Annotated in this window: 27 protein-coding genes and 2 pseudogenes; 18 read left to right on the top strand and 11 right to left on the bottom strand. The window is 65.4% G+C overall.

Going from position 1 to position 26,978, the window contains the following annotated elements; all coding sequences use genetic code 11:
* Positions 1 to 376, bottom strand: a 376-nt coding sequence (locus Q0743_RS27190) for a response regulator (RefSeq protein ID WP_298244552.1), incomplete at its 3' end; no start/stop codon positions are given.
* Positions 377 to 688: 312 nt separating this feature from the next.
* On the opposite strand from Q0743_RS27190, the gene Q0743_RS27185 reads away from it, so the two are divergent.
* From Q0743_RS27185 to flaF, 4 genes and pseudogenes are all read left to right on the top strand, one after another.
* Complete coding sequence (locus tag Q0743_RS27185; RefSeq protein WP_298244551.1) at positions 689 to 940, top strand: hypothetical protein; 252 nt, start codon at positions 689 to 691, stop codon at positions 938 to 940.
* Between the two features lie 60 nt (positions 941 to 1,000).
* Positions 1,001 to 1,819: pseudogene (locus Q0743_RS27180) on the top strand (flagellin); the annotation flags it as partial.
* Between the two features lie 218 nt (positions 1,820 to 2,037).
* Entirely contained in the window at positions 2,038 to 4,332 is a 2,295-nt protein-coding gene (locus Q0743_RS27175) for a DUF1522 domain-containing protein (RefSeq protein WP_298244550.1), read from the top strand.
* A gap of 296 nt (positions 4,333 to 4,628) precedes the next feature.
* Complete coding sequence (gene flaF, locus Q0743_RS27170; RefSeq protein WP_008554779.1) at positions 4,629 to 4,997, top strand: flagellar biosynthesis regulator FlaF; 369 nt, start codon at positions 4,629 to 4,631, stop codon at positions 4,995 to 4,997.
* A gap of 117 nt (positions 4,998 to 5,114) precedes the next feature.
* Here flaF and Q0743_RS27165 read toward each other — a convergent pair whose 3' ends face one another.
* The 4 genes from Q0743_RS27165 to Q0743_RS27150 all read right to left on the bottom strand — a co-directional run bounded on the left by Q0743_RS27165 (position 5,115) and on the right by Q0743_RS27150 (position 7,638).
* Positions 5,115 to 5,474, bottom strand: a complete 360-nt coding sequence (locus tag Q0743_RS27165; protein WP_298244549.1) for a hypothetical protein — start codon at positions 5,472 to 5,474, stop codon at positions 5,115 to 5,117.
* 159 nt (positions 5,475 to 5,633) lie between these two features.
* On the bottom strand, positions 5,634 to 6,131 hold the full coding sequence (locus Q0743_RS27160; RefSeq protein WP_298244548.1) for a hypothetical protein: 498 nt from the start codon (positions 6,129 to 6,131) through the stop codon (positions 5,634 to 5,636).
* Between the two features lie 11 nt (positions 6,132 to 6,142).
* Positions 6,143 to 6,514, bottom strand: a complete 372-nt coding sequence (gene flgJ, locus Q0743_RS27155; RefSeq protein WP_298244547.1) for a flagellar assembly peptidoglycan hydrolase FlgJ — start codon at positions 6,512 to 6,514, stop codon at positions 6,143 to 6,145.
* Positions 6,514 to 7,638, bottom strand: coding sequence for a flagellar basal body P-ring protein FlgI (locus Q0743_RS27150; protein ID WP_298244546.1), 1,125 nt, complete (start codon positions 7,636 to 7,638; stop codon positions 6,514 to 6,516). Before Q0743_RS27150 ends, flgJ begins: the two co-directional genes overlap by 1 nt.
* A gap of 283 nt (positions 7,639 to 7,921) precedes the next feature.
* Here Q0743_RS27150 and Q0743_RS27145 point away from each other — a divergent pair, with 283 nt between their 5' ends.
* Complete coding sequence (locus tag Q0743_RS27145) at positions 7,922 to 8,335, top strand: flagellar assembly protein FliX (RefSeq protein ID WP_298244545.1); 414 nt, start codon at positions 7,922 to 7,924, stop codon at positions 8,333 to 8,335.
* Between the two features lie 206 nt (positions 8,336 to 8,541).
* Here Q0743_RS27145 and Q0743_RS27140 read toward each other — a convergent pair whose 3' ends face one another.
* Complete coding sequence (locus tag Q0743_RS27140) at positions 8,542 to 8,913, bottom strand: helix-turn-helix domain-containing protein (protein WP_298244544.1); 372 nt, start codon at positions 8,911 to 8,913, stop codon at positions 8,542 to 8,544.
* A gap of 149 nt (positions 8,914 to 9,062) precedes the next feature.
* Here Q0743_RS27140 and Q0743_RS27135 point away from each other — a divergent pair, with 149 nt between their 5' ends.
* The 6 genes from Q0743_RS27135 to Q0743_RS27110 all read left to right on the top strand — a co-directional run bounded on the left by Q0743_RS27135 (position 9,063) and on the right by Q0743_RS27110 (position 14,090).
* Positions 9,063 to 9,674, top strand: coding sequence for an NAD(P)-dependent oxidoreductase (locus tag Q0743_RS27135; protein WP_298244543.1), 612 nt, complete (start codon positions 9,063 to 9,065; stop codon positions 9,672 to 9,674).
* A gap of 216 nt (positions 9,675 to 9,890) precedes the next feature.
* A complete protein-coding gene (dksA, locus tag Q0743_RS27130; protein WP_008554760.1) occupies positions 9,891 to 10,256 on the top strand; it encodes an RNA polymerase-binding protein DksA in 366 nt (121 codons plus the stop codon).
* Positions 10,257 to 10,550: 294 nt separating this feature from the next.
* Entirely contained in the window at positions 10,551 to 11,351 is an 801-nt protein-coding gene (locus tag Q0743_RS27125) for a phytanoyl-CoA dioxygenase family protein (protein ID WP_298244542.1), read from the top strand.
* 443 nt (positions 11,352 to 11,794) lie between these two features.
* Positions 11,795 to 12,574: a fumarylacetoacetate hydrolase family protein gene (locus Q0743_RS27120; RefSeq protein ID WP_298244541.1), complete on the top strand. Its 780-nt coding sequence runs from the start codon at positions 11,795 to 11,797 to the stop codon at positions 12,572 to 12,574.
* An 861-nt stretch (positions 12,575 to 13,435) separates the two neighbouring features.
* Positions 13,436 to 13,759 (top strand): type II toxin-antitoxin system RelE/ParE family toxin, encoded by a 324-nt coding sequence (locus Q0743_RS27115; RefSeq protein ID WP_298244553.1) that lies wholly within the window; start codon positions 13,436 to 13,438, stop codon positions 13,757 to 13,759.
* Between the two features lie 4 nt (positions 13,760 to 13,763).
* Positions 13,764 to 14,090 carry a transcriptional regulator gene (locus Q0743_RS27110; protein ID WP_298244540.1) on the top strand — a complete coding sequence of 109 codons (327 nt, stop codon included), beginning with the start codon at positions 13,764 to 13,766 and terminating at the stop codon, positions 14,088 to 14,090.
* A gap of 296 nt (positions 14,091 to 14,386) precedes the next feature.
* Here Q0743_RS27110 and flgH read toward each other — a convergent pair whose 3' ends face one another.
* Genes flgH through flgF form a run of 4 tightly spaced genes read right to left on the bottom strand, consistent with a single transcriptional unit; the run spans position 14,387 to position 17,871 of the window.
* On the bottom strand, positions 14,387 to 15,151 hold the full coding sequence (gene flgH, locus Q0743_RS27105; protein WP_106951771.1) for a flagellar basal body L-ring protein FlgH: 765 nt from the start codon (positions 15,149 to 15,151) through the stop codon (positions 14,387 to 14,389).
* Positions 15,152 to 15,160: 9 nt separating this feature from the next.
* Positions 15,161 to 16,294 (bottom strand): flagellar basal body P-ring formation chaperone FlgA, encoded by a 1,134-nt coding sequence (gene flgA / locus Q0743_RS27100; protein ID WP_298244539.1) that lies wholly within the window; start codon positions 16,292 to 16,294, stop codon positions 15,161 to 15,163.
* A 10-nt stretch (positions 16,295 to 16,304) separates the two neighbouring features.
* Positions 16,305 to 17,093: a flagellar basal-body rod protein FlgG gene (gene flgG / locus Q0743_RS27095; protein WP_091965437.1), complete on the bottom strand. Its 789-nt coding sequence runs from the start codon at positions 17,091 to 17,093 to the stop codon at positions 16,305 to 16,307.
* Positions 17,094 to 17,109: 16 nt separating this feature from the next.
* Complete coding sequence (gene flgF / locus Q0743_RS27090) at positions 17,110 to 17,871, bottom strand: flagellar basal-body rod protein FlgF (RefSeq protein WP_298244538.1); 762 nt, start codon at positions 17,869 to 17,871, stop codon at positions 17,110 to 17,112.
* Positions 17,872 to 18,250: 379 nt separating this feature from the next.
* On the opposite strand from flgF, the gene fliL reads away from it, so the two are divergent.
* The 6 genes from fliL to Q0743_RS27060 all read left to right on the top strand — a co-directional run bounded on the left by fliL (position 18,251) and on the right by Q0743_RS27060 (position 25,621).
* Positions 18,251 to 18,751 (top strand): flagellar basal body-associated protein FliL, encoded by a 501-nt coding sequence (fliL, locus tag Q0743_RS27085; protein WP_097658014.1) that lies wholly within the window; start codon positions 18,251 to 18,253, stop codon positions 18,749 to 18,751.
* Between the two features lie 30 nt (positions 18,752 to 18,781).
* Positions 18,782 to 19,984, top strand: coding sequence for a flagellar motor switch protein FliM (fliM, locus tag Q0743_RS27080; RefSeq protein ID WP_298244537.1), 1,203 nt, complete (start codon positions 18,782 to 18,784; stop codon positions 19,982 to 19,984).
* The gene (locus Q0743_RS27075; RefSeq protein ID WP_298244536.1) at positions 19,981 to 20,427 is read left to right on the top strand and encodes a DUF6468 domain-containing protein; all 447 of its coding nucleotides are present in this window, start codon (positions 19,981 to 19,983) and stop codon (positions 20,425 to 20,427) included. The genes fliM and Q0743_RS27075 overlap by 4 nt, the downstream gene beginning before the upstream one ends.
* A gap of 25 nt (positions 20,428 to 20,452) precedes the next feature.
* Positions 20,453 to 21,220: a flagellar protein FlbB gene (locus Q0743_RS27070; RefSeq protein ID WP_298244535.1), complete on the top strand. Its 768-nt coding sequence runs from the start codon at positions 20,453 to 20,455 to the stop codon at positions 21,218 to 21,220.
* Positions 21,221 to 21,324: 104 nt separating this feature from the next.
* Positions 21,325 to 25,107, top strand: a complete 3,783-nt coding sequence (locus tag Q0743_RS27065; RefSeq protein WP_298244534.1) for a tetratricopeptide repeat protein — start codon at positions 21,325 to 21,327, stop codon at positions 25,105 to 25,107.
* A 226-nt stretch (positions 25,108 to 25,333) separates the two neighbouring features.
* Entirely contained in the window at positions 25,334 to 25,621 is a 288-nt protein-coding gene (locus Q0743_RS27060) for a GIY-YIG nuclease family protein (protein ID WP_298244533.1), read from the top strand.
* 235 nt (positions 25,622 to 25,856) lie between these two features.
* On the opposite strand, the pseudogene fliP reads toward Q0743_RS27060, so the two are convergent.
* A pseudogene (gene fliP, locus Q0743_RS27055) lies at positions 25,857 to 26,507 on the bottom strand (flagellar type III secretion system pore protein FliP); the annotation flags it as partial.
* Between fliP and Q0743_RS27050 the strand changes: the two are divergent.
* On the top strand, positions 26,461 to 26,978 hold a 518-nt coding region (locus tag Q0743_RS27050), incomplete at its 3' end, for an aldehyde dehydrogenase family protein (RefSeq protein WP_298244532.1). The pseudogene fliP and the gene Q0743_RS27050 sit on opposite strands and share 47 nt — an antisense overlap.

Genomic DNA, 26,978 nt, shown 5'->3' with positions numbered 1-26,978 from the left:
CATGGCGCACGCGCGCCAGCAGGTTGAGCAGTTCGGCCAGCTCCACCGGCTTCATCAGGTAATCGAACACCTGGTGGCGCAGCGCTTCCACCGCCGTGCGCACGCTGCTGTGGCCGGTGACGACGACGAATTCGTGGGCCTGGCTGCGCGGCGTGTCGCGGATCAGGGAGAAGCCGCTGCCGTCCGGCAGGTCGAGGTCCACCAGCACCAGGTCGTAGACGGAAGTAGCCAGGATGCGGCCGGCGCTGGCCAGGTCGTGGGCGCAGTCCACGGCGTAACCCTCGCCCGCCAGGTAATCGGCAAGGCCCTGGATCAGCTCGTCGTCGTCGTCGACCCACAACACCCGCATCGAGTCGGCGTTTGCCTTCCGTGTCATCAGCTTGGATCCGTTTGCTGCGTGTCCATGGTCGTTCCGCGGCTGGCCTGAAGCGGCCCGCGGCAGCCCTTACACGATCCCCACCCCTTTTGCCGGTAATTTTTACACGGTTATCGCTTTCGTGCCTTACAGCGGGCTCGTCGCAAGCCTCGTTAAGCGTATTAACTAATTGATCGGAAACAAAAAAATAAAAATGACCCAGCCTCCGGAAAAGCTGGCACGAGGCTGGCAATACATCTGGCAGGGCAGGCGGATGCAAAGGATTGCACCGCCGGCCCGTCCGAACACCACGACCCGGAGGGAATCGACGTCATGTACAAGCTGATCTTCGCCTTCCTCTGCGGCTTCTTTGCTTACGGCGTGGCCAACCGCGTGCTGCCGGCCCCGGCCTCGGCGCAGGTGGCGACGGCGGCGGATGCGCATGGCGCCGCGCTCGCCGCTCCGCAGCTCAACGCCTCCCACGTCATGGACGGCGCCAGCGGCCACCTGCCGGTCTATGTGCCGTCGCAGGACGACGACGCCACCTGCGAATCGGCCGGCCGCACCTGCGCCTGGTCGATCTGAGTACGCCCCATGCTCTACTGGTCCGCCCTGTTCCTGCTGCTCGCCGTGACCGGCGGTGCCGCCGGCGTCGGCGGCATCGCCGGCAAGACCTTGACCTTCACCTCCTTCAACGGCGGCACGGCGGTCAACGTCACTTTCGGCGACGGCACCAACGGCACGGTCAAGACGCTCGATCAGCTCAACACCAAGCTGCAGGCCAACAACCTGTCGGCGACAATCGACGCCAACGGCCTGCTGACCATCACCGCGTCCAACGACTATGCGTCCTCGACACTCGGGTCGACGGCGGCGGGCGGTGCGATCGGCGGCACGCTGACCACGGCGCTGACCTTCTCGACGGCCTCCAACCCCGTCCAGGATGGCGTTGCCCAGACGGCGCGTGCCAATCTGGTGTCCCAGTACAACAACATCCTGAACCAGATCGACACCACCTCGCAGGACTCCTCGTTCAACGGTGTCAACCTGCTCAACGGCGACCAGCTCAAGCTGGTGTTCGATGAGACCGGCAAGTCCAGCCTGAACATCACCGGCGTGACCTATAACTCCAAGGGTCTGGGCCTCGCCGCGCTGACCGTCGGTGTCGACTTCATCGACAACGCCGCCGCCAACCGGGTGCTGACCAACCTCAACGCCGCGTCGAGCACGCTGCGCTCGGAAGCTTCGAGCCTCGGCTCGAACCTCTCGGTCGTGCAGATCCGTCAGGACTTCAACAAGAACCTGATCAACGTGCTGCAGACCGGCTCGTCCAACCTGACGCTGGCCGACACCAACGTCGAAGCCGCCAACAGCCAGGCGCTGTCGACCCGCCAGTCGATCGCGGTCTCCGCGCTGTCGCTGGCCAACACCTCGCAGCAGAGCGTGCTCCAGCTGCTTCGCTAATAAGCAGCTGAAATACCTAAGTAAAATCGGGCGGCGGGGCCATTTGCCCCGCCGCTCTTTTTTGCGCCTTGGGCGGGCAGGGGCGTTCACCGGCCATTAACCGTATCCCTTAAACCGGCGTTAACCATACTTTAAAGGACACCTCCTAAAACTGGACAAAAGCCCGCTTTCGAGACCGCGCGGCCGATTCGTATCCGGTTCAAGAGGAAGACTCGCCAATGTCCAACATCGTTCTCTCGGCGTCCGTTCGCCAGAACCTGTTGTCGCTGCAGTCGACGGCCGACTTGCTGGCCACGACGCAGGAGCGGCTGTCGACCGGCAAGAAGGTCAACACGGCGCTCGACAATCCCACCAACTTCTTCACGGCGCAGGGGCTGGACAACCGGGCGAGCGACATCAGCAACCTGCTCGACGGCATCAACAACGGTGTCCAGGTGCTGCAGGCGGCCAACACCGGCATCACCTCGCTGCAGAAGCTGATCGACAGCGCGAAATCGATCGCCAACCAGGCGCTGCAGACGACGGTGGGTTACTCCACCAAGTCGAACGTCTCCACCACCATTCCCGGCGCGACGCCGGCCGACCTGCGCGGCACGACCTCCTATGCCAGCGCGACCGCCAAGAGCAACGTGCTCTATACCGGTGCGGCCGGTGGCACGACCCCGGTCACCGGAACCGCCGCGCTTGGCGCCTCGCTCGGCTCCAGCGCGGGCACGACGCTCGGATTTGCGGCGACCGCGGCCGACGGCACCACCGTGCTCAGCGGCACCGCCACGCTGGTCGGCACCACCGCGTCCACCACCTTCGGCGCTCCGCCCGCCGACGGCGACACCATCACGGTGAACGGCAAGAGCATCACCTTCCGCACCGGCGCCGCTCCGGGCACGCAGCCGACCGGCTGGGGCCTCGATGCCAGCGGCCACATCGCCACCGACGGCAACGGCAATTCAATCGTCTACGAGGGAACGGCAGCGGCGCCGTTGGCGACCGTCAACGACGTCCTCACCGCGATCGACCTCGCCAGCGGCGTCAAGACGGCAACCATCAGTGCAAGCGCGGCGACCATCGCCGTCAGCGGCGCGGCCGGTCCGGTAGGCACGCTTCAGGTAGCGTCCTCTATCTCGGGCGGCGGCCAGATCACGCTGAAGAGCTCGACCGGCGCCGATCTGAGCCTGACCGGCAAGGCCGACTTCCTCAACAAGCTCGGCCTGACCTCCGCGACCGGCGCAGGCAATGCGAGCGTGACGGCGAATCGCTCGACCACCGCGGGTTCGCTCGGTACCCTCGTGCAGGACGGTTCGACGCTGAACATCGACGGCCACACCATCACCTTCAAGAACGCGCAGACGCCGCAATCGGCGGCGAGCGTGGCCACCGGCTACGGCGTCAGCGGCAACGTCGTCACCGACGGTAACGGCAATTCGACAGTCTATCTCCAGAGCGCGACGCTGACCGACCTGCTCAACGCGGTCGACCTCGCCACCGGCGTCAAGACGGCGAGCATCTTCAACGGCACGGCGGGGCTGTCGACCACCGCGGGCCAGATCCCGTCGTCGGTCAACAGCAGCGGCCAGCTTGCGCTCTCCACCGGCATCAACGCCGATCTCTCCATCACCGGCACCGGCAATGCGCTCAGCGCGTTCGGCCTCAGCGGCAACACCGGAACGGCGACCGCCTTCACCGCGGCGCGGACTTCCGGCGTCGGCGGTGTCAGCGGCAAGACGCTGACCTTCTCTTCCTTCAACGGCGGCACGCCGGTGAACGTCACCTTCGGCGACGGCACCAACGGCACCGTCAAGACGCTCGATCAGCTCAATGTGCAGCTGCAGGCCAACCACCTGACGGCGACGATCGATGCCAACGGCGTGCTGACGGTCACCACCGTCAACGAATACGCCTCCTCGACCCTCGGTTCGACGGCCGCGGGCGGCGCGGTCGGTGGTACGCTGACCGGCGTGCTCGCCTTTACCACCGCGCAGCCCCCGGTCCAGGACCCCGTCGCGCAGACGGCGCGTTCGAGCCTCGTCAGCCAGTTCAACAACATCCTGGCGCAGATCGACACGACGTCGCAGGACTCGTCCTTCAACGGCATCAACCTGCTCAACGGCGACACGCTGAAGCTGGTCTTCAACGAGACCGGCAGCTCCACGCTCGGCATCAACGGCGTCGTGTTCAACGCCGCCGGCCTTGGTCTCAGCAATCTCGTTCCCGGCACGGACTTCATCGACAACGGCGCAACCAACAAGGTGCTGGCGAGCCTGAATGCAGCGTCGAGCAGGCTGCGCTCGGAGGGCTCCTCGCTCGGCTCGAACCTCTCGATCGTGCAGGTACGTCAGGACTTCTCCAAGAACCTGATCAACGTGCTGCAGACCGGCTCGTCCAACCTGACGCTCGCCGACACCAACGAAGAGGCGGCGAACAGCCAGGCGCTGTCGACCCGCCAGTCGATCGCGGTGTCCGCGTTGTCGCTGGCGAACCAGTCGCAGCAGAGCGTGCTGCAGCTGCTCCGCTAATTTAGAGAAAGCCAAGGTGGCACTTCGAGATTTCGCGGCGGGGCTAACGCCCCGCCGATCTTTTGAGGGAGATCGCTAAGACTGGATTAGCTGAGATCGGCGCGCATCACGCGAAGCGAGTTTACTTCGTGCATGCGTGGATCTAGCGTTGCGCTGACGAGAAGCTCCGTGACCCGTAATTATCCGGAGTGCCTCCAAGCACAACACGTAAGCAAATCTTAAGCGGTGCTGCCTAGGGTTGGGAAAGAAATCCTTAAGCGCGTACAACGCGCTAGGTAACCTCCAGGGTGTGATTGATGTCGAATTCCGCTGCCTCGGCTTATGCGCGTGTTGCAACCACCACCGCATCTCCTCGCGACATCGAGGCGCAGACCCTGCTGAAGGCCGCGAACAAGCTCCAGGATGCGGTGAACAACGCCGATCCGCTCAGCGAGCAGACCATGCAGGCCCTGATGTTCAACCGCAAGCTCTGGACCATTTTCCTGAGCGAAGCGATGCGCGACAACAATCCGCAGCCGATCGACGTCCGGCAGAAGATCGCCAACATCAGCGTGTTCGTGCTGAGCCAGACCGCCGCGCTGCAGATGAGCCCGCAGTTCGATCACTTCCGCCCGCTGATCGAGATCAACCGCAACATCGCCGCGGGCCTGTCCGGGCGGCCGTGACGGCAACTCGTGATGGTCGGCATCACGGGCTTCTTGGGCTTTTCGTCTTCGGAAATGCGAATTTCGCGCTGACCGGTGCCGGTCAGACGCGGGGCGTCGTCGCCGATCGCCCGATCGTCAGGCGCTGACGTCCGTGCTGAGCGGACGCGAGGGCTCCGACTTCATATCCAATGCATGGAAATAGGCTCGCCGGCGCAGCATCGCTTCGTCGGGGAACTGGTTGACCACCGCTTCGGTCTTGTCGTTGACGACCTGAAAGACCATGGATGCCGACGCCTGGTCGAATACGACCTGGCGCGAGATGTTCTCGTGGCTCGGCGGATCGTTGCGCACGGGTGCGCTCGTATCCGCCGCGGCGACCGTCTGGCTCACCGGAAGATCAGTCTGCACAGCCTCGTTCGCCGCCGTGTTGGACGTCGCTACGATCTGCACGGGGGCCGGGATCCCCACCGGCCTGATGCTGAAATCTGTACTCATGGCAGCCTCCTGGTTGCCTCACGTGAGTCAAATCCCAACCCCTCTCAATACGCAACCATGGAACACCAGGACTGAAGACCCGGTAAGGAAACGTGCCTAACCGCGCGACGAGATCGCCGCGCGGTTTTTCGTAAAATTGTCGCTTGTTCTTGCGTGCACTCAGAGCGAGCGGCTGACCGCGAGCGGCGTGATGTGGCGCGGTCCCGGAGCCGCGCGGCGCCCCGCGGCCGTATAGGTGTTCGGCACGTTGCGCTTCTGGATCTCGGCATTGACGCCCCGCACGACGCTTTCGGAGACCGCGTGGGCGGTTGCGAGCACGGTGAGGTTGACCTGGAGCATCGCGCGGAACGCGTCGTGGTGGCGATGCAGTGTCGAGAGCAGCTCCGGCGCGGACTTCGCGAGCTGAGGCTGGTTGGCCTTCAACTGGCTGACGGCAGCGACGTAGTTGCGCGACAGCTCCTGCTTCTTGCTCTCGAACGTCATCGCCTCGCGGACCTTGCCGGCGCGAACGAGCTCGGTCTCGCGCTCGATCAGTCCGAGCAGCGCGTTCATCGCATCCATCAGGTCTTCGGCGAGCTTGCGCGCCTCGGTGCTGCCGGGCGCAGTGGCCGGGCGCTGGGCCTGCATCGGCTGACGTGAGGCGCTGAACTGGTTCATCTCGTTGGACCTTATGCCGTACGAAGAGTGGTTTTTGCCTGCTGGATGATCAGGGTGCGATAGACGTCACGGGCCACGCCGACGCCGCCGGCATTGGCGAAGTTCTTGGAATATTGCTCGGTCAGCATCGAACGCCACACGCCGGTGCCCGGCGTGTCGCCGAACGGGCCTTCGCCCTTCAGGCCCGAGGTCATCTGCGAGAACATGCTGTTGAGGAACATCGCCTCGAAATCGGTGGCGGTCTTCTGCGCCTTGGCCTGCTGTTGCGGCGAGACCTTTTGCAGCGCGGCAGCGAGGTCGAAATCGGGCCGACCGTTGCGGCTCTCGACCGAGAAGGCCGAGGAGGTGGAGAGGCGCGGGGTGTTGATTGCGCTCGTCTGCATCACATCACCTCGATGTCGGCTTCGATCGCGCCGGCGGCCTTGATCGCCTGCAGGATGCTGATCATGTCGCGCGGGCCGATGCCGAGGCCGTTGAGGCCGTCGACGAGCTGCTGGAGCGAGACGCCGTCCTTGACGACGGCCAGCTTCTTGCCGTCCTCGGTGACGGTGACGCTGCTGCGCGGCGCGACCACGGTGCGGCCGCGCGACAGCGGATTGGGCTGGCTCACCTGCGGGCTCTCGGAGATCGTCACCGTGAGGTTGCCCTGCGCGACCGCGACGGTAGCGACGCGCACGTCGCGGCCCATTACGATGATGCCGCTGCGTTCGTCGATGATGATCTTGGCGGCGAGATCCGGGTCGACCTGGAGCTGCTCGATCTCGGTGAGAAAGGCGACGACGTTGCCCTTGAACTCCGGAGGGACTGACAGCTGCACCGTGGAGGGATCGATCGGCTCGGCGGTCTTGACGCCGAGATAGTCGTTGACGGCCGCCGCGATCCGCTTGGCGGTGGTGAAATCGGCGTTGCGCAGTGCGAGGCGGACGTTCGGCAGGCGGTTGAGCGCGAACTCGATCTCGCGCTCGATGATGGCGCCGTTGGCGATGCGCCCCACCGTCGGAACGCCGCGCACGATCTTCGCCGCTTCGCCCTCGGCCTGGAAGCCGGAGATCGCGAGCGATCCCTGCGCCACGGCGTAGACATTGCCGTCGGCACCGAGCAGCGGGGTGACGAGCAGGGTGCCGCCCTGGAGGTTCTTGGCATCGCCGAGCGCGGACACCGTGACGTCCATGCGCGTGCCTTGGGTGGCGAAGGCCGGCAGATTGCCTGTCACCATCACGGCGGCGACGTTGCCGGTGCGGATGGTGGCGCCGCGGATGTTGACGCCCATGCGCTCGAGCATCGCCTGCAGCGACTGCTTGGTGAAAGGGATGTTGTTGAGCGTGTCGCCGGTACCGTTGAGGCCGACGACGAGGCCGTAGCCGATGAGCTGGTTCTGCCGCACGCCTTCGATGTTGGCGAGGTCCTTGATGCGCGAGGTCGCGCCTGCGGACGCGACCGACAGCATCAGCGCTGACAGCGCTGCGCAGGCCACCCCGACAATTCTCACCCAACGAACGCCTGGCATCCTCTGCTCCCCAAGGATCCTGAAAAGGCTCCTCAAATCTCGGACCCATCTCAACACTCCCATGTCGAGCTGGTCCGGCGCTGTCCTTGCGAGGGCTGTGCCAACCCGGGGTGACGGGGGTAGGCCGCTGAATAGGTTGAATAAATCTGTTTCGACTGGCGTCAGCCGGCGTTCGCTTTGAGGAGCAAAACTGCCGCCTGCCGGCAGATTTTGCCGGGCTGTTTACGCCCCGTTAACCATAAGACGGCGAAGGTGACTGCATCGATCACCCGGATTCTTTCCGATGCGCATCTACGGACCGAATGGCACCACGCTTGGAACGCCGGCCAGCCAGGCCAGGCGGACCGGCTCCGGCACCTTCGTGCTGCCTGACACCTCGTCGGCGCAGGAGACGCGGAGCGCCGCCGCACCGAAGGCCGCCGCCAACATCGACGGGCTGCTTGCCCTGCAAGGCGTCGAAGAGGATCCGGTCGAGCGGCGCAAGCGCTCGGTCGCTCGCGGCAGGACGGCGCTCGACGTGCTCGACGATCTCAAGATGGGGCTGTTGTCCGGCAATCTCGACAAGTCGACCGTGTTGCGCCTGCGCGATGCTGCGGCGAACCTGAAATCGTCCTCGGGCGATCCCGGACTGGATTCCGTGCTCTCGGAGATCGAGCTGCGCGTCGAGGTCGAGCTGGCCAAGGCCGGGCAGGCTTAATCGTTATCCGTCACCCCTGAGTTATCCGTCACCCTGAGGTGCTCGCCTCTTCGGCGAGCCTCGAAGGGCGACGGCCCGGCTGTTCCTCGCATTATTCGCCCGTAGTTGCATCTCGGCCGTACATCCTTCGAGGCTCCTGGCGCGATGCTTTGCATCGCGCCACTCGCGCCTCAGGATGACGGGACGTCTATCGACTTCGCACTCGCCTACGCCGCTTCCTCCTTCTGCTGCGCGTCGTAGCGGCGCTGGGCAGAGAGAACGTCTTTCAGATTCTGCTCGGCCCAGTCGCGTAAGGGATCGACCGCGCCGGCGAGTGTCAGCCCGAGCTGGGTGATCGAATACTCCACCGTAACAGGCACGGTCGCGATGGCATGGCGCCTGATCAGGCCGTCGCGTTCGAGCGATTTGAGAACCTGGCTCAGCATCTTCTGCGAAATGCCTTCGATCGTGCGGCGCAACCGATTGAAGCGCATCGGCTCCTCGCGCAGCAGCAACAGGATCAGCACCGCCCATTTGTCGCCGACGCGGTCGAGGATCTGGCGGGTGGGGCAGTTCGCTGCATAGACATCGGGTTTCATGGTCGAGCCTCGGACTTCATTTTCGTCGCTTGCGATGCGCATGGGGTTACCCCTGTGTAATCAGGTAAGCACAAAGTGCTCTCTTAACACCAGCATTCTTTGCGATATCTAGTTTCTATTAGTTACCATAGAAGCAAAGGAAGCCATCCATGAAAATCGCAGTTACCGGCGCCTCGGGCCGGGCCGGGTCGGAGATCACCAAGGAACTGTCCCGCCGCGGCCACGCGGTCACCGCCATCGCCCGGAACCCCGAGAAGATCGCCGTCCTGCCGAACGTCACGCCGGCCAAGGGGGATGTGCTCGACCAGGCCGGCCTTGCCAAGCTGTGGGCCGGCCACGACGTCGCCGTGAGTTCCGTGCACTTCCTGGCCAGCGACGCGCGCAAGCTGATTGGCGCTGCGAAGGACGCCAAGGTTGGCCGTTACCTCGTCGTCGGCGGCGCCGGCAGCCTCGAGGTCGCCCCGGGCGTGAAGCTGGTCACAACTCCCAACTTTCCGGCCCAGTACAAGGCGGAAGCGGAGGCGGGGTCGGCCTTCCTCGACCTGTTGCGGCAGGAGAAGGAGCTGAACTGGACCTTCATTTCGCCGTCCGCGCTGTTCGTCGAGGGGGAGCGCACCGGCAAGTTCCGGCTCGGGACTGACCAGCTTCTCGCAGATGCGAACGGCAAGAGCTGGATCACCTTCGCCGACTACGCCATCGCGCTGGCCGACGAGATCGAGAAACCGGCCCATCAGAGGCAGCGTTTCACGGTCGGCTACTAGGGCCTGCGGCCGCTCCCGGGCCCCGCAGGATAAACCTTCCTGTGCAAGGGCTTGGGGGCGGTAACCGGACCCTCAGGGAAATATTGTCTGTCACAGGAGGCCACTATATAAGGCCCGGCTCAACGGACCCTGTTTCCGTTGCGAGTCGTTGCTTAGACAGATAGGCCGCCCTTGGAAAAGTTGAAAAACTACCGACCGACCGAAAAAGAGCCTTTCATGAACGACCGGCAGAAGGAGTACTTCCGTTTGAAGCTCCTTGCCTGGAAGGATGAGATCCTCAAAGAGTCCAAGCTCACCCTGCAGGCTCTGCAGGAGGAGAACGTGAACCACCCCGATCTCGCCGATCGGGCATCGTCCGAAACCGACCGCGCCATCGAACTCCGCGCCCGCGACCGCCAGCGCAAGTTGATCGCCAAGATCGACGCCGCGCTTCAGCGCATCGAGGACAACACCTACGGCTATTGCGAGGACACCGGCGAGCCGATCTCTCTGAAGCGGCTCGAAGCCCGGCCCATCGCGACGCTCTCGGTGGAAGCGCAGGAGCGCCACGAGAAACGCGAGAAGGTCTATCGCGACGAATAATGACGGAGCCGCCACGTGCGGCTCTTTTGTTTTGTGGCGTGGGGTGCACCGTTTCGCACCGCGCTCCGGATTTTGCCCGCGGCTTGAATGTCGCTTGTCCGGCGCGTAGATTCGCGCCGCCATGATGATTTGCACCCTCAACATCGCATCGGTCTTCTTCCTGGGCTGAGCGCAGGCGCCTCCGCAGCGGAGGCTTTGCGTCCCGCAAGCTGAATTTGCGGATTCCCGACCGATCGAGCCAGCCGGTCCGCAGCGAGCGGACGATGAGGGCTGGCGAGCAATTGAAAGATCATCATGACTGCTAGCCCGCGCGCGCTCGACGACGCGCAAATTGCCCAATTCATCCGCGACGGCTTTGTCCGGATCGACCATGCCTTCCCTCGTGAGCTCGCCGAGGCGGCGCGTGCCATCATGTGGCGCGATCTGCCGTGCAGCGAGCACGACCCTGCGACCTGGACCCGGCCCGTGGTGCGCTTGCCCTATTATGGCGACCCGCCGTTCCGCGATGCCATCAACACCGCGAGGCTCCATGCCGCCTTCGACCGGATCGTCGGGCCGGGCCGCTGGCGGCCGCGACGTGACGTCGGGACCTTTCCGGTGCGATTTCCCCATCCGGACGACCCCGGCGACGCCGGCTGGCATGTCGATCTCAGCTTTCCCGGCGAGGATTGGAACGCAGGCGAAGCGCAGGATCACTCGGCCTGGCGCGTCAACATCACCTCGCGGGGGCGGGCGCTGCTGCTGCTGTTCCTGTTCTCCGATGTCGGTGACGACGATGCGCCGACGCGGATCCGGGTCGGCTCGCACCTGCCGATGGCACGTTACCTGGCCCCCGCCGGCGATGCAGGGCGGGCGCATATGAGGCTCGAGCAGATGGGGGCCGACTGCCCGGTCGCGTTCGCGACCGGTGCGGCCGGCACCGTCTATCTCTGCCATCCCTTCCTGGTCCATGCCGCGCAGAAGCATCGGGGAACGCGACCGCGCTTCCTGGCGCAGCCGCCGCTGCATCTGGCCGAGCCGTACCGGCTGGAGCGGAGCGAGGGTGACTACTCGCCGGTCGAGATCGCCATTCGCAATGCGCTTGGACGCAATTGACGGACGCGATGGCTCTGCACCCGGCGTTGCGGCGGGCTCTTCTGCCGCAACATCGCCGTCGCGGCGATGCCGATTGCGGGGATCGTGAAAAATGAATCTCGATCAATGGGCTAGAGTCAAATCCTGCGTGCTCACGTGAGTTCACATGAGAAAAAGCCTTCACTTCAAGTGCGGAGAGTTTCGCGAGTCGCATCAACGAGATCGACTGGCATCTTGAGACGGCGACGCAGCGGCTTCGCGCATCGCTGCAATCGGGCGTCTCGTGCCGCGCAGGCGCGTGGGCCCTGGCGCGTGGCTCCATAAAGACCGGGCCAACTCAATTTTTCCTTAAGCGGTGGCAGCACCCCGTATTCGGCCCGGCATCGCGCCGTCCAGCGCTTGTCAGGCGCGAACGGGAATGCTGAACTGAGCCGCAATGTTGCGTAGCGTGGGAGGCGGCGCCGATGGACAAGATTCTCGAAGCCGCCAAGGCGATCGCGCTGGCGCGCCGCAACCATGCGCCGCTCGCAGCACTGGAACGCCCCCCTGCGGATGAGGCCGAGGGCTATCAGGTCCAGCGCGCGCTGCACGATCTGCTGCTGCCGCACGTCGGGCCGCTGGTCGGCTACAAGATCGGCTGCACCAGCCAGGTGATGCAGGACTATATCGGCATCCCCCACCCCTGTGGCGGCGGCGTGTTCCAGAAAGGCGTGCACGACAGCGGCGCCAGGCTGGCCGCGTCCAACTATGTCCGGGTCGGCGTCGAGTGCGAGATCGCGGTCCGGCTGAAGCGGGACCTCGCCGCCGGCGAGGCGCCGTTCACGGCCGAATGGGTCGGCGAGGCAGTGGAGGCCTATCACCCCGCGATCGAGATCGTCGACGACCGCTACGTGAAGTGGGAGACGATGGGGGCGCCGACGCTGATCGCCGACGATTTCTTCGCGGCCGGCTGCGTGCTGGGCCCCCAGGTTCCGCGCTCCTCGGTGCCCGACCTGAAGGCGGTCAAGGGCCGCGCCATCGTCAACGGCGAGGAGGCCGGCCACGGCACCGGCGCCGACGTGCTCGGCCATCCCCACAACGCGCTCGCCTGGCTCGCCAACCACCTCGCCGCCGAAGGCAAGAGCCTGCATGCCGGTCAGCTCGTTCTCACCGGCAGCCTGGTCAAGACGCTGTGGCTGAAGGCCGGCGACAAGGTGCGGATGGAGCTGGACGGGCTCGGCGTGGTGGAGATGGAGTTTACGTGAGGGCTGTGGTCTTGTGCCCCGGACGCAGCGCAGCGCCCCTTCGGCGGTGCGCTGCAGAGCCGGGGCTCATGCAGCAGCGTGGTGTGCAGCTTTCTGGGTCCCGGCTCTGCGCCGCACCGCTGACGCGCGGCGCCTTGTCCGGGACACGCGAGCGATGAACGAGCCGATGACGGAGTGTGAGAGCGGTGTCGCTTTTTCCATTGAGACCCACTCGCAGACGCGCCTTCACATTCTCGCGGCAGCTTTCGCCCGAGCTTTGCAATCGTCTTGCCCTCCTGAAGATCAGGAAGGCGCAGGGAAGGCCGGGCGCCGGCTGGCACCCGAAGTCCCGCGTGTGCTTCAGAAGCGCGCACGGGGTGGACGACAGGTGATGCCGGTCGCCCGGCCTTCCCTGCGCGATGGTTTTCACGGTGTCCTTCGTGCTCTCCTCGGGGAGCGTTGCACTATTGCCCCCGTCGCCTTGCGGTTTCAGATGCGCGCACCGGTTGGCCGCCACATCACCGCAAAACTTGACGCCAGAACCCCGGGCGTCAGGACCACACGACTTCTCCGTCCGCGCACATCCTCGCTGGGTTCTTCACGGCTGGCGTGCGCTCACCGTAAAGACCATGCGAAGACGCTGTCGGCGCCGTGTCGTATCGCGCCTGCCGCTGCTCACGGTTTCCCGCCCTGCAGTCACCATGCGCGCCGACGCCGTCGCGGCCACCGCATTCCATCCCGCGCTTCGTGACGATCGCGATACGCCCTCTTGTGGAATGGAACAGAACAGGAACATAATGAAGTGGCCGGAGTGTGTCAACATGAATTTCTAAAATCCGAAAATTCTGAAATTGAAAATTGGTAACGATTATGGTACCAAGGATTGAGATAGCGGAGTACCGCACCGACGGTCGCAGCCCATTTCGGGATTGGCACGACAGTCTCGACGCGCAGGCGGCCGCTGCCGTCTCCGTTGCAATCGGGCGGCTCGCCGATGGAAACACGTCGAACGTGAAACCGGTCGGCGAGGGCGCTGCCGAACTGAAGATCAATCGTGGCCCCGGTTATCGGGTCTACTTCGGTTGGGACGGCAACGTACTGGTCATCCTGCTGGGAGGCGGCACCAAGCAGAGGCAGCAGGCCGATATCAGTGTCGCGCTTCGCCGGTGGCGCGATTACAAGGCGCGCAAGGGCAATGAGGGATAGGCGGATGCCATTGACCCACAGTTTTCAAGAGACCATTCGCGCGCGGGCAGAGCGCGATCCCGTCTTTCGCGAGGCGCTTTTTCTAGAGGCAATGCAGGGCTTGCTGCAGGGAGATGTCGACTATGGCCGCACCGCGCTGCGGACCTACATCAATGCCACCATCGGTTTCGATCGGCTCAGCGAGGTGCTGGACCGTCCATCGAAAAGCCTGATGCGGATGTTCGGACCGCGCGGCAATCCGACGGCCGAGAACCTGATGGCGGTGATCCACGCGCTGCAGACGGAAACCGGCGTGCATCTGGAGATCCGCGCGGTCGCGCATGCGGCGTGAGAAACGCGGTCGCTCCGCCGTCATGGCGAGCGCAGCGACTTGTCCGCCGAAGCCTTGGCGAAGGCGGAAGCAATCCAGGATCTTTCCGCGGCGCCAGTCTGGATTGCTTCGTCGCGAAGAGCTCCTCGCAATGACGTGGATGGGGCGTCGCTCTCATCGGATCATCCGATGCGCAGCTGCTGTACCGCCATCCTCAAAATACATGCGGCCCTCGCCAGGGGAGCTAGCGAGGGCCGCGGAGTACATCGTCGTTCGCGCCTAGGTTCGCGAACACGATGTGGGAGCTCGGGAGATTGTTAGAAGGGCAGCAGCACGTCCATCACTTGCTGGCCGTAGCGCGGCTGCTGCACGTCCATGATCTGGCCGCGGCCGCCGTAGGCGATGCGGGCCTGCGCGATCTTGGTGGAATCGATGGTGTTGTCGCTCTGGATGTCTTCGGGGCGGACGATGCCGGCGACCACGAGCTCGCGGATCTCGTAGTTGACGCGGATCTCCTGCTTGCCCTCGACCACGAGGTTGCCGTTCGGCAGCACCTGGGTGACGACGGCGGCGACGTTGGTCTGCAGGGCTTCGGTGCGGTTGACTGAACCCTTGCCGTCGCTGGAGGCGGAGGAGTCGGCCGTGAGGATGCGGCCGGGCAGCACCTTCTGCGCCTGCGCGCCGAGGGTCTTGGCGCCGATGAAGTCGGTGATCCCCGAATCTTCCGAATTGGTGCGGCTGCGCTGGGTCTCGTTGGCGATGTTGGCCTTGTCCGTGATGTTCACGGTCACGGTCAGGAGGTCGCCGACCTGGCGGGCGCGCTGGTCCTTGAAGAAGGCGCGGCTGCCGTTGCGCCACAGCGAGTTCGGATTGTAGGAGGCGACTTCCGGCTTCGGCATCGGCATCTGCACCGGCTTGTAGCCGGGCTGCGTCGTCGGGTTGTCGATCGCCGACAGCTTCGGTTGCTCGCCGATCTGCGACAGGCGGTCGATCGAGGAGCAGCCACCCAGCGCGCAAGAGGCCAGCAGCAGTGCAGAGATGGCGATGCGACGAAGACGGTAAGCCGAACTGAAAGCGGACATGACGAACTCTTACTTGGCTTGAGCTTGCGAGACGCGAGCTTGCGGGATCTGGGCTTCTGCGATCTGGGCCGGCGAGGCGGGGGCCTGCACCAGGTTGCGGAGGAGAGCTGCGGTGTCGACGGGGGCGGGCGCCTCGTCGCGCTTGAGCGAGGAGGTCTGCTCGACCGCGGGCGCCATCGGCGCGGATTGGCTCGCGCCCTGGATCGTCACCTGGCCGCGGCCGGTGACGACGCCGGTCAGCGTGCGCTTGGACTGCAGATTGAGCACGCTGACGGTGTCGCCCTCAGCGCCGCTCTCGATCGCCTTGCCGCGCGTCGTGAGGTAGAGGCCGGGCGCCTGGAAGATGACGGTCACGGCCTGGTCGCGCACCACGAAGTCGGGCTTGACGATGTCGGCGGCGCGAAGCGGCGTGCCCGCGCGCATCGCGCGGCGCAGCTGCATGCCGATGCTGCGGTCGCGCGAGGCGGGCTCGCCGGTGACCTCGGCCTTCGGCCGGCGCTCCAGCGCGACGTCGGAAGCCTTCAGCGTATCGTTACGGTCGATGTCGCGCGTCAGCACGGCCACTTCCACCGTCTCGATCGCCGTGCCGGAGAAACGCAGCTTGGTCGGGCTCGGATTGTTGTCGTTGCTGATCTCGAAGGCGATGTCGAAACGGCCGCTGCGCGCGTCGTAGCGGGTTGCGACCGGCTGCAGCGCGCCGGTGTTGGAGGCGTCCAGCCGCATGTCGGTGATGCCGCGGTCGAAGGTGACGGTGATGTTGGCGGCATCCCCGAGGCCGAAGCGGCGCTCGAGCGCCGAAGCGACGGCGGTTTCGAGATCCTTGTTCGCCAGCGTGCGGGCGAGGCGGGTGACCTGGACTTCCTTGATGTCGCCGGTCATCACCCCGATCACCTGCTTGGCGCGGAGCACCGACAGCACCTGCCCGGTCGTCAGCGTGCCTGTCGTGCCGAGGTCGGGCGAGCGGTAGACCGGGATCAGCGCGGCCGATCCGGCATTGTCGATGAGATCGCCGACCCGCACCACGTCCGAGGTCACGGTGACGCTCGCGCGCAGTGTCGGCGAGGCGATGAAGTCGTCCGCCGCTGCTGCCGGTAAGGCCAGCGCGACAAGGGCGGAGATGGTGGCGAGGGCGGTGCGGATCATCGTCATTACCTCAGCGGAACAGCGCCGTGGTCGATTGCATCATCTGGTCGGCAGCGCTGATCACCTTGGCGTTCATCTCGTAGGCGCGCTGCGCGGCGATCAGGTCGCTCATTTCCGAGACGACGTCGACATTGGCCTGCTCGAGGCTGCCCTGGGTGATCTTGCCGTAGCCCTCGGAGTTCGCGGTGCCGTCCTGCGGCGGGCCGGACGAGGGGGTCTCGGTGAACTGGTTGCTGCCGACCGGCTGCAGGCCGGCCTTGTTGATGAAGCGGGTCACGCCGATCTGGCCGACGATCGAGGAGGTCGACGAGCCCGGCAATGTCACCGAGACCTGGCCCTGCTCGCTCACCGAGATGCCGGAGGCGTTGTTCGGGATCGTGATCGTCGGCTGCACCGGGTTGCCCTGGGCGGTGACGACGCGGCCCTGATTGTCCATCTGGAAGGTGCCGTCGCGGGTGTACTGGTAGGTGCCGTCGGGCATCAGGATCTTGAAGAAGCCTTCGCCGGACATCGCGAGGTCGAGATCGTTGCCGGTCTGCGACAGGGTGCCCTGCGTCATGCTGCGCGGCGTGCCGACGGTCTTGACGCCGCCGCCGATGTCGACGCCGACGGGCAGGATGGTGCCCTGGTCCGAGGCCTGCGCGCCGACGCGGCGCACATGCTCGTAGATCAGGTCCTGGAACGCCGCCGTCTGCTTCTTGAAGCCGGTGGTGCGCAGGTTCGCGATGTTGTTGGAGATCACCTGAACGTTGAGTTCCTGTGCCGCCATTCCGGTCGCTGCGGTGTGAAGCGCCTGCATGTCAGTTCTCTCCTAATCAGGCCGGAACGTCGGCGAGCTTCTCGATCGCCGATTTGTGGAGGTCGCTCTGCTGCTGGAGCAGGTTGGCGATGGCGGTGTAGCTGCGCATGACCTCGACCATGCGGGTCATCTCGCCGACCGAATTCACGTTCGACTTCTCGATATAGCCCTGCTGCACGGTGGACTTGGCGTCGGCCTGCTGGGTGGCGGAGCCGGCGCTGTAGAGATTGGCGCCGAGCTTGGTCAGCTTGGTCGGATCGTCGAACGAGGCCATGCGGATCTTGCCGCGGATCGAGTCGGTCTTGGCGGTGCCTTCGAGCACAGTGACGGTGCCGTCGGGCGCGACGTTGATGTCGTGGTCGGTCGGCTGGAAGGTGATCGGGCCGCCGGTGCCGAGCACCAGATTGCCGTCCGAGGTGACGAGCTGGCCGGTCGAGTTGAGCGAGAATTTGCCGTCGCGGGTGAACATCTCGCCGCCATTGGCCTGCACAGCGAAATAGGCGTTGCCGCTGATCGCCATGTCGAGCGGGTTCTTGGTCATCTCCATCGGCCCCTGGCCGATGTCGCGGTAGGTGCCGCGGTCCTGCACATAGGAGACCCGGCGGTCCGCGCCGATGAAATTGTCCTCACGCGCGTTCGAGTTGAGGTACTCCTCGAACAGCGAATGGTCGGCCTTGAAGCCGTTGGTGTTGGCATTGGCGACGTTGTTGGCGACGACATCCATCTGCCGTTCCAACGTCATCTGCCGTGACAAGCCGATCAGAAGCGCGTTCTGCATCGGGTGATCTCCCCTGAGTGGGACCTGCCATTTCGCTCTCCCAAGCGCCTCGGCCGACCCCGTGAACGAGACCGTCTGGTTCTCCCAAACCGTTCGGTCTCGGCCCTCTCTCAGCGAAAGCCGTGCCAACCTGAAAAATTCATTTACTTCAATGGATTATTGATTTTGCGGGGGTGCGGGAGGGCGGCAGAAAGGTTCTGTTAGCCATGTTTGCCCGGCAGATTTTTCCTAGCTGAGGCCCAATCGAAAGATTCCGTTAACCATTATTACCGTAGCGTTTGCCATGAAGAGGAGCGCATTGCGCCGGGGCATTCGTATCGCGTCACTGTCTTGAGGCTTCGCTCTTTCGACCCCTTTGAGAGATCCGGGCGCGGCGACCATGGCAGAGAATGAAGCAGAAGGCGGCGCAGCCGCCGAGGGCGCGGAAGCCGCTCCGCCGAAGAACAAGCTGAAGCTCATCATCATGGCCGTCGGCCTGCTCGCCATCCTCGGCGGCGGTGCTGCGACCTGGTTCTTCTTCTTCCGTCACGGCGACGACGAGCACCATGCCGAGGCCGCGCCTCCGCCGAAGCCGCCGGCCTTCGTCGACGTTCCCGACATGATGGTCAACCTCGCCGGTGCGCCCGGCGAACGCGTGCAATATCTGCGTCTGAAGATCGTGCTGGAGCTGAAGGAAGAGAAGCAGATCGAGGCGATCAAGCCGACGATGCCGCGCGTCACCGACATCTTCCAGACCTATGTGCGCGAGCTGCGTCCCTCCGACCTCAACGGTTCCGCCGGCATCTTCCGCCTCAAGGAGGAGCTGACCAAGCGCGTCAACGCGGCGGTCGCCCCGATCCAGGTCAGCGCGGTGCTGTTCAAGGAAGTCGTGATCCAGTGAAGACGCTGCGGAAGGGCACGGGCTAGCGTCATGGCCGGCAACGAGCAAATGGACCAGGATGCGATTGCCGCCCAATGGGAGGCGTCGCTCGATTCCGAGGATCCCGCGGAGGCCGCAAAGGCCGCTGCCGAAAACGAACTATCCGAGACCATGGCCCTGCAATGGGCGGCCATGGTCGAGGACGGCAGCCGCGATCTCGGCAGCGGCAAGAATTCCGGCGAGCGGGTGCTGTCGCAGGAGGAGATCGACAATCTCCTCGGCTTCACCGTCGGCGACGTCACGCTGGACGACCATTCCGGCATCCGCGCCATCATCGATTCGGCGATGGTCTCCTACGAGCGTCTGCCGATGCTCGAAATCGTCTTCGACCGCCTGGTGCGGCTGATGACGACCTCCCTGCGCAATTTCACCTCCGACAACGTCGAAGTCTCGCTCGACCGCATCACCTCGGTGCGTTTCGGCGACTACATGAACTCGATCCCGCTGCCCGCCGTCCTCACCGTCTTCAAGGCCGAGGAGTGGGAAAACTTCGGCATGGCGACGGTCGATTCCAACCTGATCTATTCGATGATCGACGTGCTGCTCGGCGGTCGCCGCGGCACCAGCCAGCTCCGCATCGAGGGCCGGCCCTACACCACGATCGAGACCGAGCTGGTCAAGCGGCTGGTCGAGGTGGTGCTGGCCGATGCCGAGCAGGCGTTCCGGCCGCTGTCGCCGGTGACCTTCACGATCGACCGGCTCGAGACCAATCCGCGTTTCGCCGCGATCAGCCGTCCCGCCAATGCCGCGATCCTGGTGCGCCTGCGCATCGACATGGAAGACCGCGGCGGCAATGTCGAGCTGCTGCTGCCCTATGCGACCATCGAGCCGATCCGGGGCGTCCTGCTCCAGATGTTCATGGGCGAAAAGTTCGGCCGTGATCCGGTCTGGGAAGGCCATTTCGCCACCGAGATCGTGCAGGCCGAGATCGCCGTCGACGCCGTGCTCTACGAGGCCGACATCCCGCTCAAGCAGCTGATGCGGCTCAAGGTCGGCGACACGCTGCCGCTGGACATGCGCGCGGATGCCAACGTCACCGTGCGCTGCGGCGACGTCACGCTGACCGAGGGGCGGATGGGCCGGGTCGGCGACCGCGTCGCGATCCGCGTGACGAAACCCTTGCGCAAGCCAAGTACGACACTTGCGATGTTCGAGAAGGTGGACGAGCAGAACAAGATGATGGAGGCCCCATGAACCACTCCCTGGGAATGGCGATCGAGACGCTGGTGGCTATCCTGCTGATGCTGACGATCGTCTATTGCGTCATGCTCAACAAGCGCCTGACGCGGCTGAAGGCGGACGAGCATTCGCTGAAGGCGGTGATCGGCGAGCTGATCACCGCAACCGAAATCGCCGAGCGCGCGATCGGCGGGCTGAAGCTCGCCGTGCGCGACGTCAACGAAAATCTCGGCAGCCAGCTTGCCGCGGCGACGCAGATGTCGGACCAGCTCTACAAGCAGCTCGGCGAAGCCGACAACGTGGTGCGGCGCCTGTCCAAGATCGCGATCGCTGCGCGCCCCGTCACCAATCCGGAACCGGTTGCCGCGCCCGCGCCGAAGCCCTCGACCGCGAAGGCGGTGGCGGCTGCGGCCGAAGCCTTCTCCGAGCGCCGACGATCCAACGGGCTTGCCGCATGAAGTTCTTGCCGCATGAAGTCAGGGTATGAAGTCCTTTCGTAACATCCGCGTCATCCCGGTCGTCCTGGTGGCCGTCGCGGGCCTTGCCACGCTGAAGGTGGCGGGCCTCGTGATCAATGGCGGCTATGTCTTCGACTACAAGCCGAACCAGACCAAGAAATCCTGGGCGCAGGAAAATCTGAACTTCCCGACCGGCCGCGAAGAGCCGGAGATCATCACCGGCTCGACCCATGGCGCGCCGAAGGAGGCGCCCAAGCCCGCCGCGCCCGAGACCAAGCCCGAGGGCGGCACCCCGGTCAAGATCGAGGAAGGCCAGCCGCAGGTCTCGGCCTCCGAGCGCGCGATCCTCGAGCGGTTGCAGGCGCGCCGCCAGGAGATCGAGGCCCGCCAGCGCGAGATCGACATCCGCGAGAGCCTGCTCAAATCGGCCGAGAAGCGCATCGAAGGCAAGGTCGAGGAGATGAAGGCGGTGGAAACCCGCATCACCGCCACGCAGGCCGAGCAGAAGGCCGCCGAAGCCCAGCGCATGAAGGGCCTCGTGACCATGTACGAGGGCATGAAGCCCAAGGACGCCGCACGGGTGTTCGACCGGCTCGAGATGGGCGTGCTGATCGAGATCGCCTCGGCGATCGCGCCACGCAAGATGTCGGACATCATGGGACTAATGTCGCCGGAAGCGGCCGAGAAGCTGACCGTCGAGATGGCCCGCCGTGCCAATGGCGGCGGCGATCAGTCGGCCTCGGCAGCCGATCTGCCCAAGATCGACGGCAAGCCGACGCAAAAGCCGAATTGAGGGCTCATACTTAAGAAGTCCTTAATTGGCAAAACCTTAAAGTCGAGGGCAGGGGCCGGTACCAGTGCCGGCGTAGACCCGTCGAAACGGAAGACATGCCGCCAATGGCGCTAGAGGCTGCCGATGGATTGTGGTCGCGAGCCCGCGCTTTGGCGCCGGGGCTGTCGCGTCATGTCCGCAGCGTAGGCGTGCTGGCGGTCTGCGCGCTGATCGGCCTCGGTGCACCCAGCCGGGCGGCTGATCCGGTCAGGGGTGAGGCGACGTTTTCGGCCGGCGGCGGCTTTGCCCGTCTTGTCATCAAGCTCGGCGAGGACGTGCCTTCCGAGGTGACGACCGCGGGCTCCATCCTCATCATCCGCTTCGACCGGCCCGTCGACGTTCCCGTCGACCGTGTGCCGGAAGGCGCGCCCGACTACGTCAATTCCGCGCGCCGCGATCCCGACGGCGGCGCCATCCGCCTGTCGCTGGCGCGGCGTGTCACCGTCAACACCATGAACGCCGGCGAACGCACCTTCGTCGACCTCCTGCCCGAGGGCTGGAAAGGTGCGCCGCCGAGCCTGCCCATGGACGTGGTCAAGGAGCTCGCCGAGCGCGCCCGTGTGGCCGAGCGCGCGCTGCGCGCCCAGCGCGCCGCGGCCGAGAGCAAGAAGCGTCCGCAGATCCGCGTGCGTGCCTCGGTGCAGCCGACCTTCGTGCGCTTCGTGTTCGAGATGCCCGACGGCGTCGGCGTGTCCTCGGTGCTGAACGAGCAGAAGCTCACGCTCGCCTTCAACGCCAATCTCAATTTCGATCTGGCGGACGCGGTCGTCGCCGCGCCGCCCAACGTCGCCTCGATCAAGCAGAAGGCGGACATCGACCAGACCAATGTCGAGATCGCGCTGATCGGCGATTCCGACGTGCATTCGTTCCGCGACGAGAAGAACTACGTCGTTGACGTCTCCTTCCAGCCCGACCGGGGCAAGGCCGCCGCGACGCCCGAGGCGGCGATCGCGCAGATGAAGCCCGGAGGTCACGGGCCGGCGCCGGCTCCCGAGAAGCCCGCGGCCGAGAAGCCGAAGGACGCCCATCGCGAGATCGCGCCGCCGACGTCCGAGACGATCGCGCGCGAAGCCAAGATCGAGGTGAAGCCTGACGCGAAGCCCGACGCCAAGCCTGACGCAAAGCCCGAGGTGAAGCCGGAAGCACCCGCCGCGATGCCGCAGGCGGAAGCGCCGAAGCCGGCGCCGGCGCCCGCGACTGAGGCTGCGCACGTTCCGGAAGCGCCCAAAGAAGCGCCCAAGGACGTTGCCAAGGACGTTGCCAAGGACGTTGCGAAGGAAGCTGCGAAGCCGGCGCCTGCCGAAGCTTCGGCTGCACCGGCCAAGCCCGCGCCTGCCGAAGAGGCCGCGAAGGAGCCGGTCAAGGAAGCCACCAAGGAAGCCACCAAGCCTGCGCCGCAGCCGACCATCGCCAGCGTCGATGCGCGCCGCGACAGCGACGGCTTGCGCGTGACGTTCCCGATTCCCGTCACAACGCCTGCGGCGTCGTTCCGCCGCGGTGATACGGTGTGGCTGGTGTTCGACACGCCGAAGCCGATCGACGTCGAGGCGATCCGCACCAGGGGCGGCGCAATGATCGGCGAGGTCGGCCGCATCCCGCTCGACAAGGGGCAGGCGGTGCGTATCCGTCTCACCCGCCCGCTGGTTTACTCGCTGGCGAGCGAGGAGGTCGGCAAGGAAACCAACTGGCTGCTGACGCTCGCCGACAAGATCCAGACGACGCCGCTGCCGTTGATGATGTCGCGCAACATCACCGACCCCGCGCTCGCCAACATCGCGATCCCCTTCGCCAATCCGGGCCAGCTGCACAAGCTCACCGACCCTGATGCCGGCGACACGCTCTATGTCGTCACCGCGCAGCGCCCGGTGCGCGGCTTCATCAAGCGGCAGGACCTAGTCGATCTCTCGCTGCTGGAATCCGCGCACGGCATCGCGATCCGGCCGAACTCCGACGATGTCGGCGTCGAGGTCGGCCTCGACAAGGTGATCCTCGGCAAGAAGGGCGGACTGACGCTGTCGCCGGTCGACATCTCGGCCGAGCGAGCGCCGACCGCGGTGCGCCCGGTGTTCAGCCCGGAAGGCTGGCGCAAGGGCCAATCGGAAAATTTCATGGTGCGTCAGAGTGATCTGATCACGGCCATCTCCAACGTCGAACCGGCGCTGCGCTCGCTGCCGCGGCTCGATCTCGCGCAGTTCTACATGTCGCGCGCGATGTATCACGAGGCCAAGGCCGTCACCGAATTGATGTTGAGCGATCCGCTCAACAAGGAGGAGAGCGGCGCGCTGATCATGCACGCGATCGCCAGCATCCTGATCGGCCGGCCGGCACAGGGCCTGAAGGACCTCGCCAATCCCGTGATCGGCAACAGCCACGATTCCCAGCTCTGGAAGGCGCTCGCCTATGCGCGCCAGGGCAAATGGGCGGACGCGCGCGAGAAGTTCAAGAACGTCGAATTCGCCATCGCCTCGCTGCCGCTCGACATCCAGCGCATCGTGACGATGGACGCGATGCGCGCCTCGCTCGAGGTGAAGGACTACGCCGGCGCCTCCAAGCGCCGCAGCGAGCTCGAAGTGGTCGGCGTCTCGCCGGAGGCCGCGCCCGGCTTCGCCGTGCTGCGCGGCCGGCTCGCCGAGGCGCTCGGCCACGACAAGGACGCGCTCGACGACTACAAGTTCGCAGCCGCTTCGGCCGATCGGCCGGCCGCGGCCGAGGCCAAGCAGCTGGAGGTCGCGCTGCGGCAGAAGCGCGACGAGATCGGCAAGGAAGACGCGCTGCGCGAGCTCGAGACCCTGTCCATGACCTGGCGCGGCGACTCCATCGAGGTCAAGACGCTTCAGATGCTGTCGCGGATGTATGCCGACAGCGGGCGCTACCGCGACGCGCTCACAGCGGCGCGCACCGCGACGCGGCTGCAGCCCAACGCGGAAGCCTCGCGTCAGGCGCAGGATCTCGCCTCCGAGCTGTTCACGCAGATTTTCCTGGGGCCGAAGGGCGACGAGCTGCCGCCGGTCGAGGCGCTCGGGATGTTCTACGAATTCCGCGAGCTGACGCCGATCGGTCGCCGCGGCGACGAGCTGATCCGCCGGCTCGCCGACCGTCTCGCCTCGATCGACCTGCTCGATCAGGCCGCCGAGCTCCTGCAATACCAGGTCGATCACCGCCTCGAGGGCGCTGCGCGTGCCCAGGTCGCCGCGCGCCTCTCCATGATCTATCTCGCCAACCGCAAGCCGGACATGGCGATCTCCGCGCTGCGCGCGAGCCGCATCAGCGACCTCTCCGGCGAGCTCAGGCAGCAGCGCCTGCTTCTGGAAGCGCGCGCGCAGAGCGACGTCGGCCGTCACGACCTCGCGCTCGACATCGTCTCCAACGTCTCCGGGCGCGAAGTGCTTCGCCTGCGCTCCGACATCTTCTGGGCGGCGCGGCGCTGGCGCGAGTCCGCCGAGCAGATCGAACTCTATTACGGCGAGCGCTTCCGCGACTTCAAGCCGCTCAACACGGTGGAGAAGAGCGACATCATCCGCGCCGCCGTCGGCTATGCGCTCGCCGACGATTCGATCGGCCTGTCGCGCTTCCGCGAGAAATACGCGCCGCTGATGAGCGAGAGCGCCGACCGTCTCGCCTTCGACATCGCCAGCAAGCCGGCCGCGGCCTCCAGCGCCGAATTCGCCGAGATCGCCAAGCTCGCCGCCAGCGTCGACACGCTCGACGGCTTCCTGCGCGAGATGAAGCAGCGCTTCCCCGACGCCACCGCCCGCGCGCCCGGCTCGCCGCAGGCCAAGGACGAAGCCGAGCACACCGGCTCGCTGCCGACGATCCCGGTCGTGCGGCAGATCAAGATGACGCGGTAGGGCCGACCGCCCCGCGGGGCGGCCCGTGATGCCGCCGCATTCTCCGTCATTGCGAGCGGAGCAAAGCAATCCAGAATCTTTCCGCGGCGGCAGTCTGGATTGCTTCGTCGCAAGGGCTCCTCGCAATGACGGGGAGAGAGCGGATATTTTCGCAATCACCGTTCTGGCAGCTCGCAACGATCGGCCGGTTGTGCTACGTATGAGCTCTCCTCAGCCGGGTACGATCATGAAGCAGCCATGCGTGTACATGTTCGCCAATCGCCGCAACGGGACGATCTACACCGGTGTCACATCCAATCCACCGCGTCGGGCCTTCGAGCATCGTGAAGGTCTGGTGAGGGGATTCTCGGCGAAATACGGGTGCAAGATTCTTGTCTGGTACGAACTGCACGACACCATGATCGACGCCATCACGCGTGAGAAGCAGATCAAGGGCGGCAGCCGGGCGGACAAGCTGACGCTGATCGAAAGCGTCAATCCGGATTGGAAGGATTTGTACGAGACACTGATCTAGCCGCGAGCTGTTGCCGGGGACGCGGATTGCGTTTTGAGAGGCGAGCTGCCGCTCCATCCCCGTCATTGCGAGCGCAGCGAAGCAATCCAGAATCTTTCCGCGGCGGCAGTCTGGATTGCTTCGTCGCATCTGCGCAAAATTGCTCCGCAATTTTGTCGCTGAGCTCCTCGCAATGACGGGGAGGGAGCGGAGACGATCGCGGAGGGCGGTGGGGATGCGGGCTCGAAGCCCTGCCTCAGCCTCCGTAACTCTGCACCAGGCTTCCCGCCACCAGCGACCAGCCGTCGACCAGCACGAAGAAGATCAGCTTGAACGGCAGCGAGATCGTTGCCGGTGGCAGCATCATCATGCCCATCGACATCAGCACGGAGGCGACGACGAGGTCGATGATCAGGAAGGGCAGGAACAACAGGAAGCCGATCTCGAAGGCGCGTTTCAGCTCCGAGATCATGAAGGAGGGCACGAGGATGCGGAGCGCGAGGTCGTCGGGGGTGGCCGGCGGCGGCTCGCCCGAGAGATCCAGGAACAGCTTGAGATCCTTCTCACGCACGTTCTTCTGCATGAAGCCGCGCAGGGGGACCGAAGCGCGCTGCAACGCGTCCTCGACGCTGATCTGGTTGGCGACGAGCGGGCGGATGCCGTCGTCGTAGGATTTCTGCAGCACCGGTCCCATCACGAAGAAGGTGAGGAACATGGCGAGCGCGATGATCACCGAGTTCGGCGGCGCGGTCGCCGTGCCCATCGCGGTGCGCAGCAGCGACAGCACGACGACGATGCGCGTGAACGACGTCATCATGATCAGGATCGACGGCGCGATCGACAGCACGGTGAGCAGTGCGATGAGCTGGATCGCGCGCTCGGTGACGCCGCCGCCGCCGGCGCCGCCGCCCCCCAAGGTGTCGGTGGTGACCCTCAAGGCGCAGCCGGTGCCGATCGCAACCGAGCTGCCGGGCCGCGTCAGCGCCTACCGCGTGGCCGAGGTGCGTCCGCAGGTCAACGGCATCATCCTCAAGCGCCTGTTCACCGAGGGCGGCGAAGTCAAGGCCGGCCAGCAGCTGTACCAGATCGACCCGGCGCCGTACCAGGCCGCCTACGACAGCGCCGCCGCCCAGGCCGCCTCGGCCAAGGCCCAGGCCGAGCGCTACAAGCCGCTGGCCGAGGCCAAGGGCGAAGTCGCCTATGCCGCAGCGTTCCTCGAATGGTTTGCCGAAGAGGCGCGGCGCGTGCGCGGCGAAGTGCTGACCCCGCACATGGCCGACCGGCGCCTGGTCGTCACGCGTCAGCCGGTTGGCGTGGTTGGCGCGATCACGCCATGGAACTTCCCGCTGGCGATGATCACGCGCAAGGCCGGCCCGGC

This window comes from uncultured Bradyrhizobium sp. (assembly GCF_936943645.1).
Classification (GTDB): Bacteria; Pseudomonadota; Alphaproteobacteria; order Rhizobiales; family Xanthobacteraceae; genus Bradyrhizobium.
This window is presented reverse-complemented; position numbering and strand designations above follow the sequence as displayed.

Bases quoted from the DNA above. Each gene is read 5' to 3' on its own strand.
- Q0743_RS27070 (WP_298244535.1), top strand. From the start codon at position 20,453: ATGAAGTCCTTTCGTAACATCCGCGTCATCCCGGTCGTCCTGGTGGCC.
- flgF (WP_298244538.1), bottom strand. From the start codon at position 17,871: ATGCAGAACGCGCTTCTGATCGGCTTGTCACGGCAGATGACGTTGGAA.
- Q0743_RS27140 (WP_298244544.1), bottom strand. From the start codon at position 8,913: ATGAAACCCGATGTCTATGCAGCGAACTGCCCCACCCGCCAGATCCTC.
- Q0743_RS27175 (WP_298244550.1), top strand. From the start codon at position 2,038: ATGTCCAACATCGTTCTCTCGGCGTCCGTTCGCCAGAACCTGTTGTCG.
- flgA (WP_298244539.1), bottom strand. From the start codon at position 16,294: ATGATCCGCACCGCCCTCGCCACCATCTCCGCCCTTGTCGCGCTGGCC.
- Q0743_RS27120 (WP_298244541.1), top strand. From the start codon at position 11,795: ATGGACAAGATTCTCGAAGCCGCCAAGGCGATCGCGCTGGCGCGCCGC.
- flgG (WP_091965437.1), bottom strand. From the start codon at position 17,093: ATGCAGGCGCTTCACACCGCAGCGACCGGAATGGCGGCACAGGAACTC.
- Q0743_RS27060 (WP_298244533.1), top strand. From the start codon at position 25,334: ATGAAGCAGCCATGCGTGTACATGTTCGCCAATCGCCGCAACGGGACG.
- fliM (WP_298244537.1), top strand. From the start codon at position 18,782: ATGGCCGGCAACGAGCAAATGGACCAGGATGCGATTGCCGCCCAATGG.
- Q0743_RS27125 (WP_298244542.1), top strand. From the start codon at position 10,551: ATGACTGCTAGCCCGCGCGCGCTCGACGACGCGCAAATTGCCCAATTC.
- Q0743_RS27065 (WP_298244534.1), top strand. From the start codon at position 21,325: ATGGCGCTAGAGGCTGCCGATGGATTGTGGTCGCGAGCCCGCGCTTTG.
- Q0743_RS27185 (WP_298244551.1), top strand. From the start codon at position 689: ATGTACAAGCTGATCTTCGCCTTCCTCTGCGGCTTCTTTGCTTACGGC.
- Q0743_RS27075 (WP_298244536.1), top strand. From the start codon at position 19,981: ATGAACCACTCCCTGGGAATGGCGATCGAGACGCTGGTGGCTATCCTG.
- Q0743_RS27160 (WP_298244548.1), bottom strand. From the start codon at position 6,131: ATGAACCAGTTCAGCGCCTCACGTCAGCCGATGCAGGCCCAGCGCCCG.
- flaF (WP_008554779.1), top strand. From the start codon at position 4,629: ATGTCGAATTCCGCTGCCTCGGCTTATGCGCGTGTTGCAACCACCACC.
- Q0743_RS27150 (WP_298244546.1), bottom strand. From the start codon at position 7,638: ATGCCAGGCGTTCGTTGGGTGAGAATTGTCGGGGTGGCCTGCGCAGCG.
- Q0743_RS27165 (WP_298244549.1), bottom strand. From the start codon at position 5,474: ATGAGTACAGATTTCAGCATCAGGCCGGTGGGGATCCCGGCCCCCGTG.
- Q0743_RS27135 (WP_298244543.1), top strand. From the start codon at position 9,063: ATGAAAATCGCAGTTACCGGCGCCTCGGGCCGGGCCGGGTCGGAGATC.
- flgH (WP_106951771.1), bottom strand. From the start codon at position 15,151: ATGTCCGCTTTCAGTTCGGCTTACCGTCTTCGTCGCATCGCCATCTCT.
- flgJ (WP_298244547.1), bottom strand. From the start codon at position 6,514: ATGCAGACGAGCGCAATCAACACCCCGCGCCTCTCCACCTCCTCGGCC.
- dksA (WP_008554760.1), top strand. From the start codon at position 9,891: ATGAACGACCGGCAGAAGGAGTACTTCCGTTTGAAGCTCCTTGCCTGG.
- fliL (WP_097658014.1), top strand. From the start codon at position 18,251: ATGGCAGAGAATGAAGCAGAAGGCGGCGCAGCCGCCGAGGGCGCGGAA.
- Q0743_RS27145 (WP_298244545.1), top strand. From the start codon at position 7,922: ATGCGCATCTACGGACCGAATGGCACCACGCTTGGAACGCCGGCCAGC.
- Q0743_RS27110 (WP_298244540.1), top strand. From the start codon at position 13,764: ATGCCATTGACCCACAGTTTTCAAGAGACCATTCGCGCGCGGGCAGAG.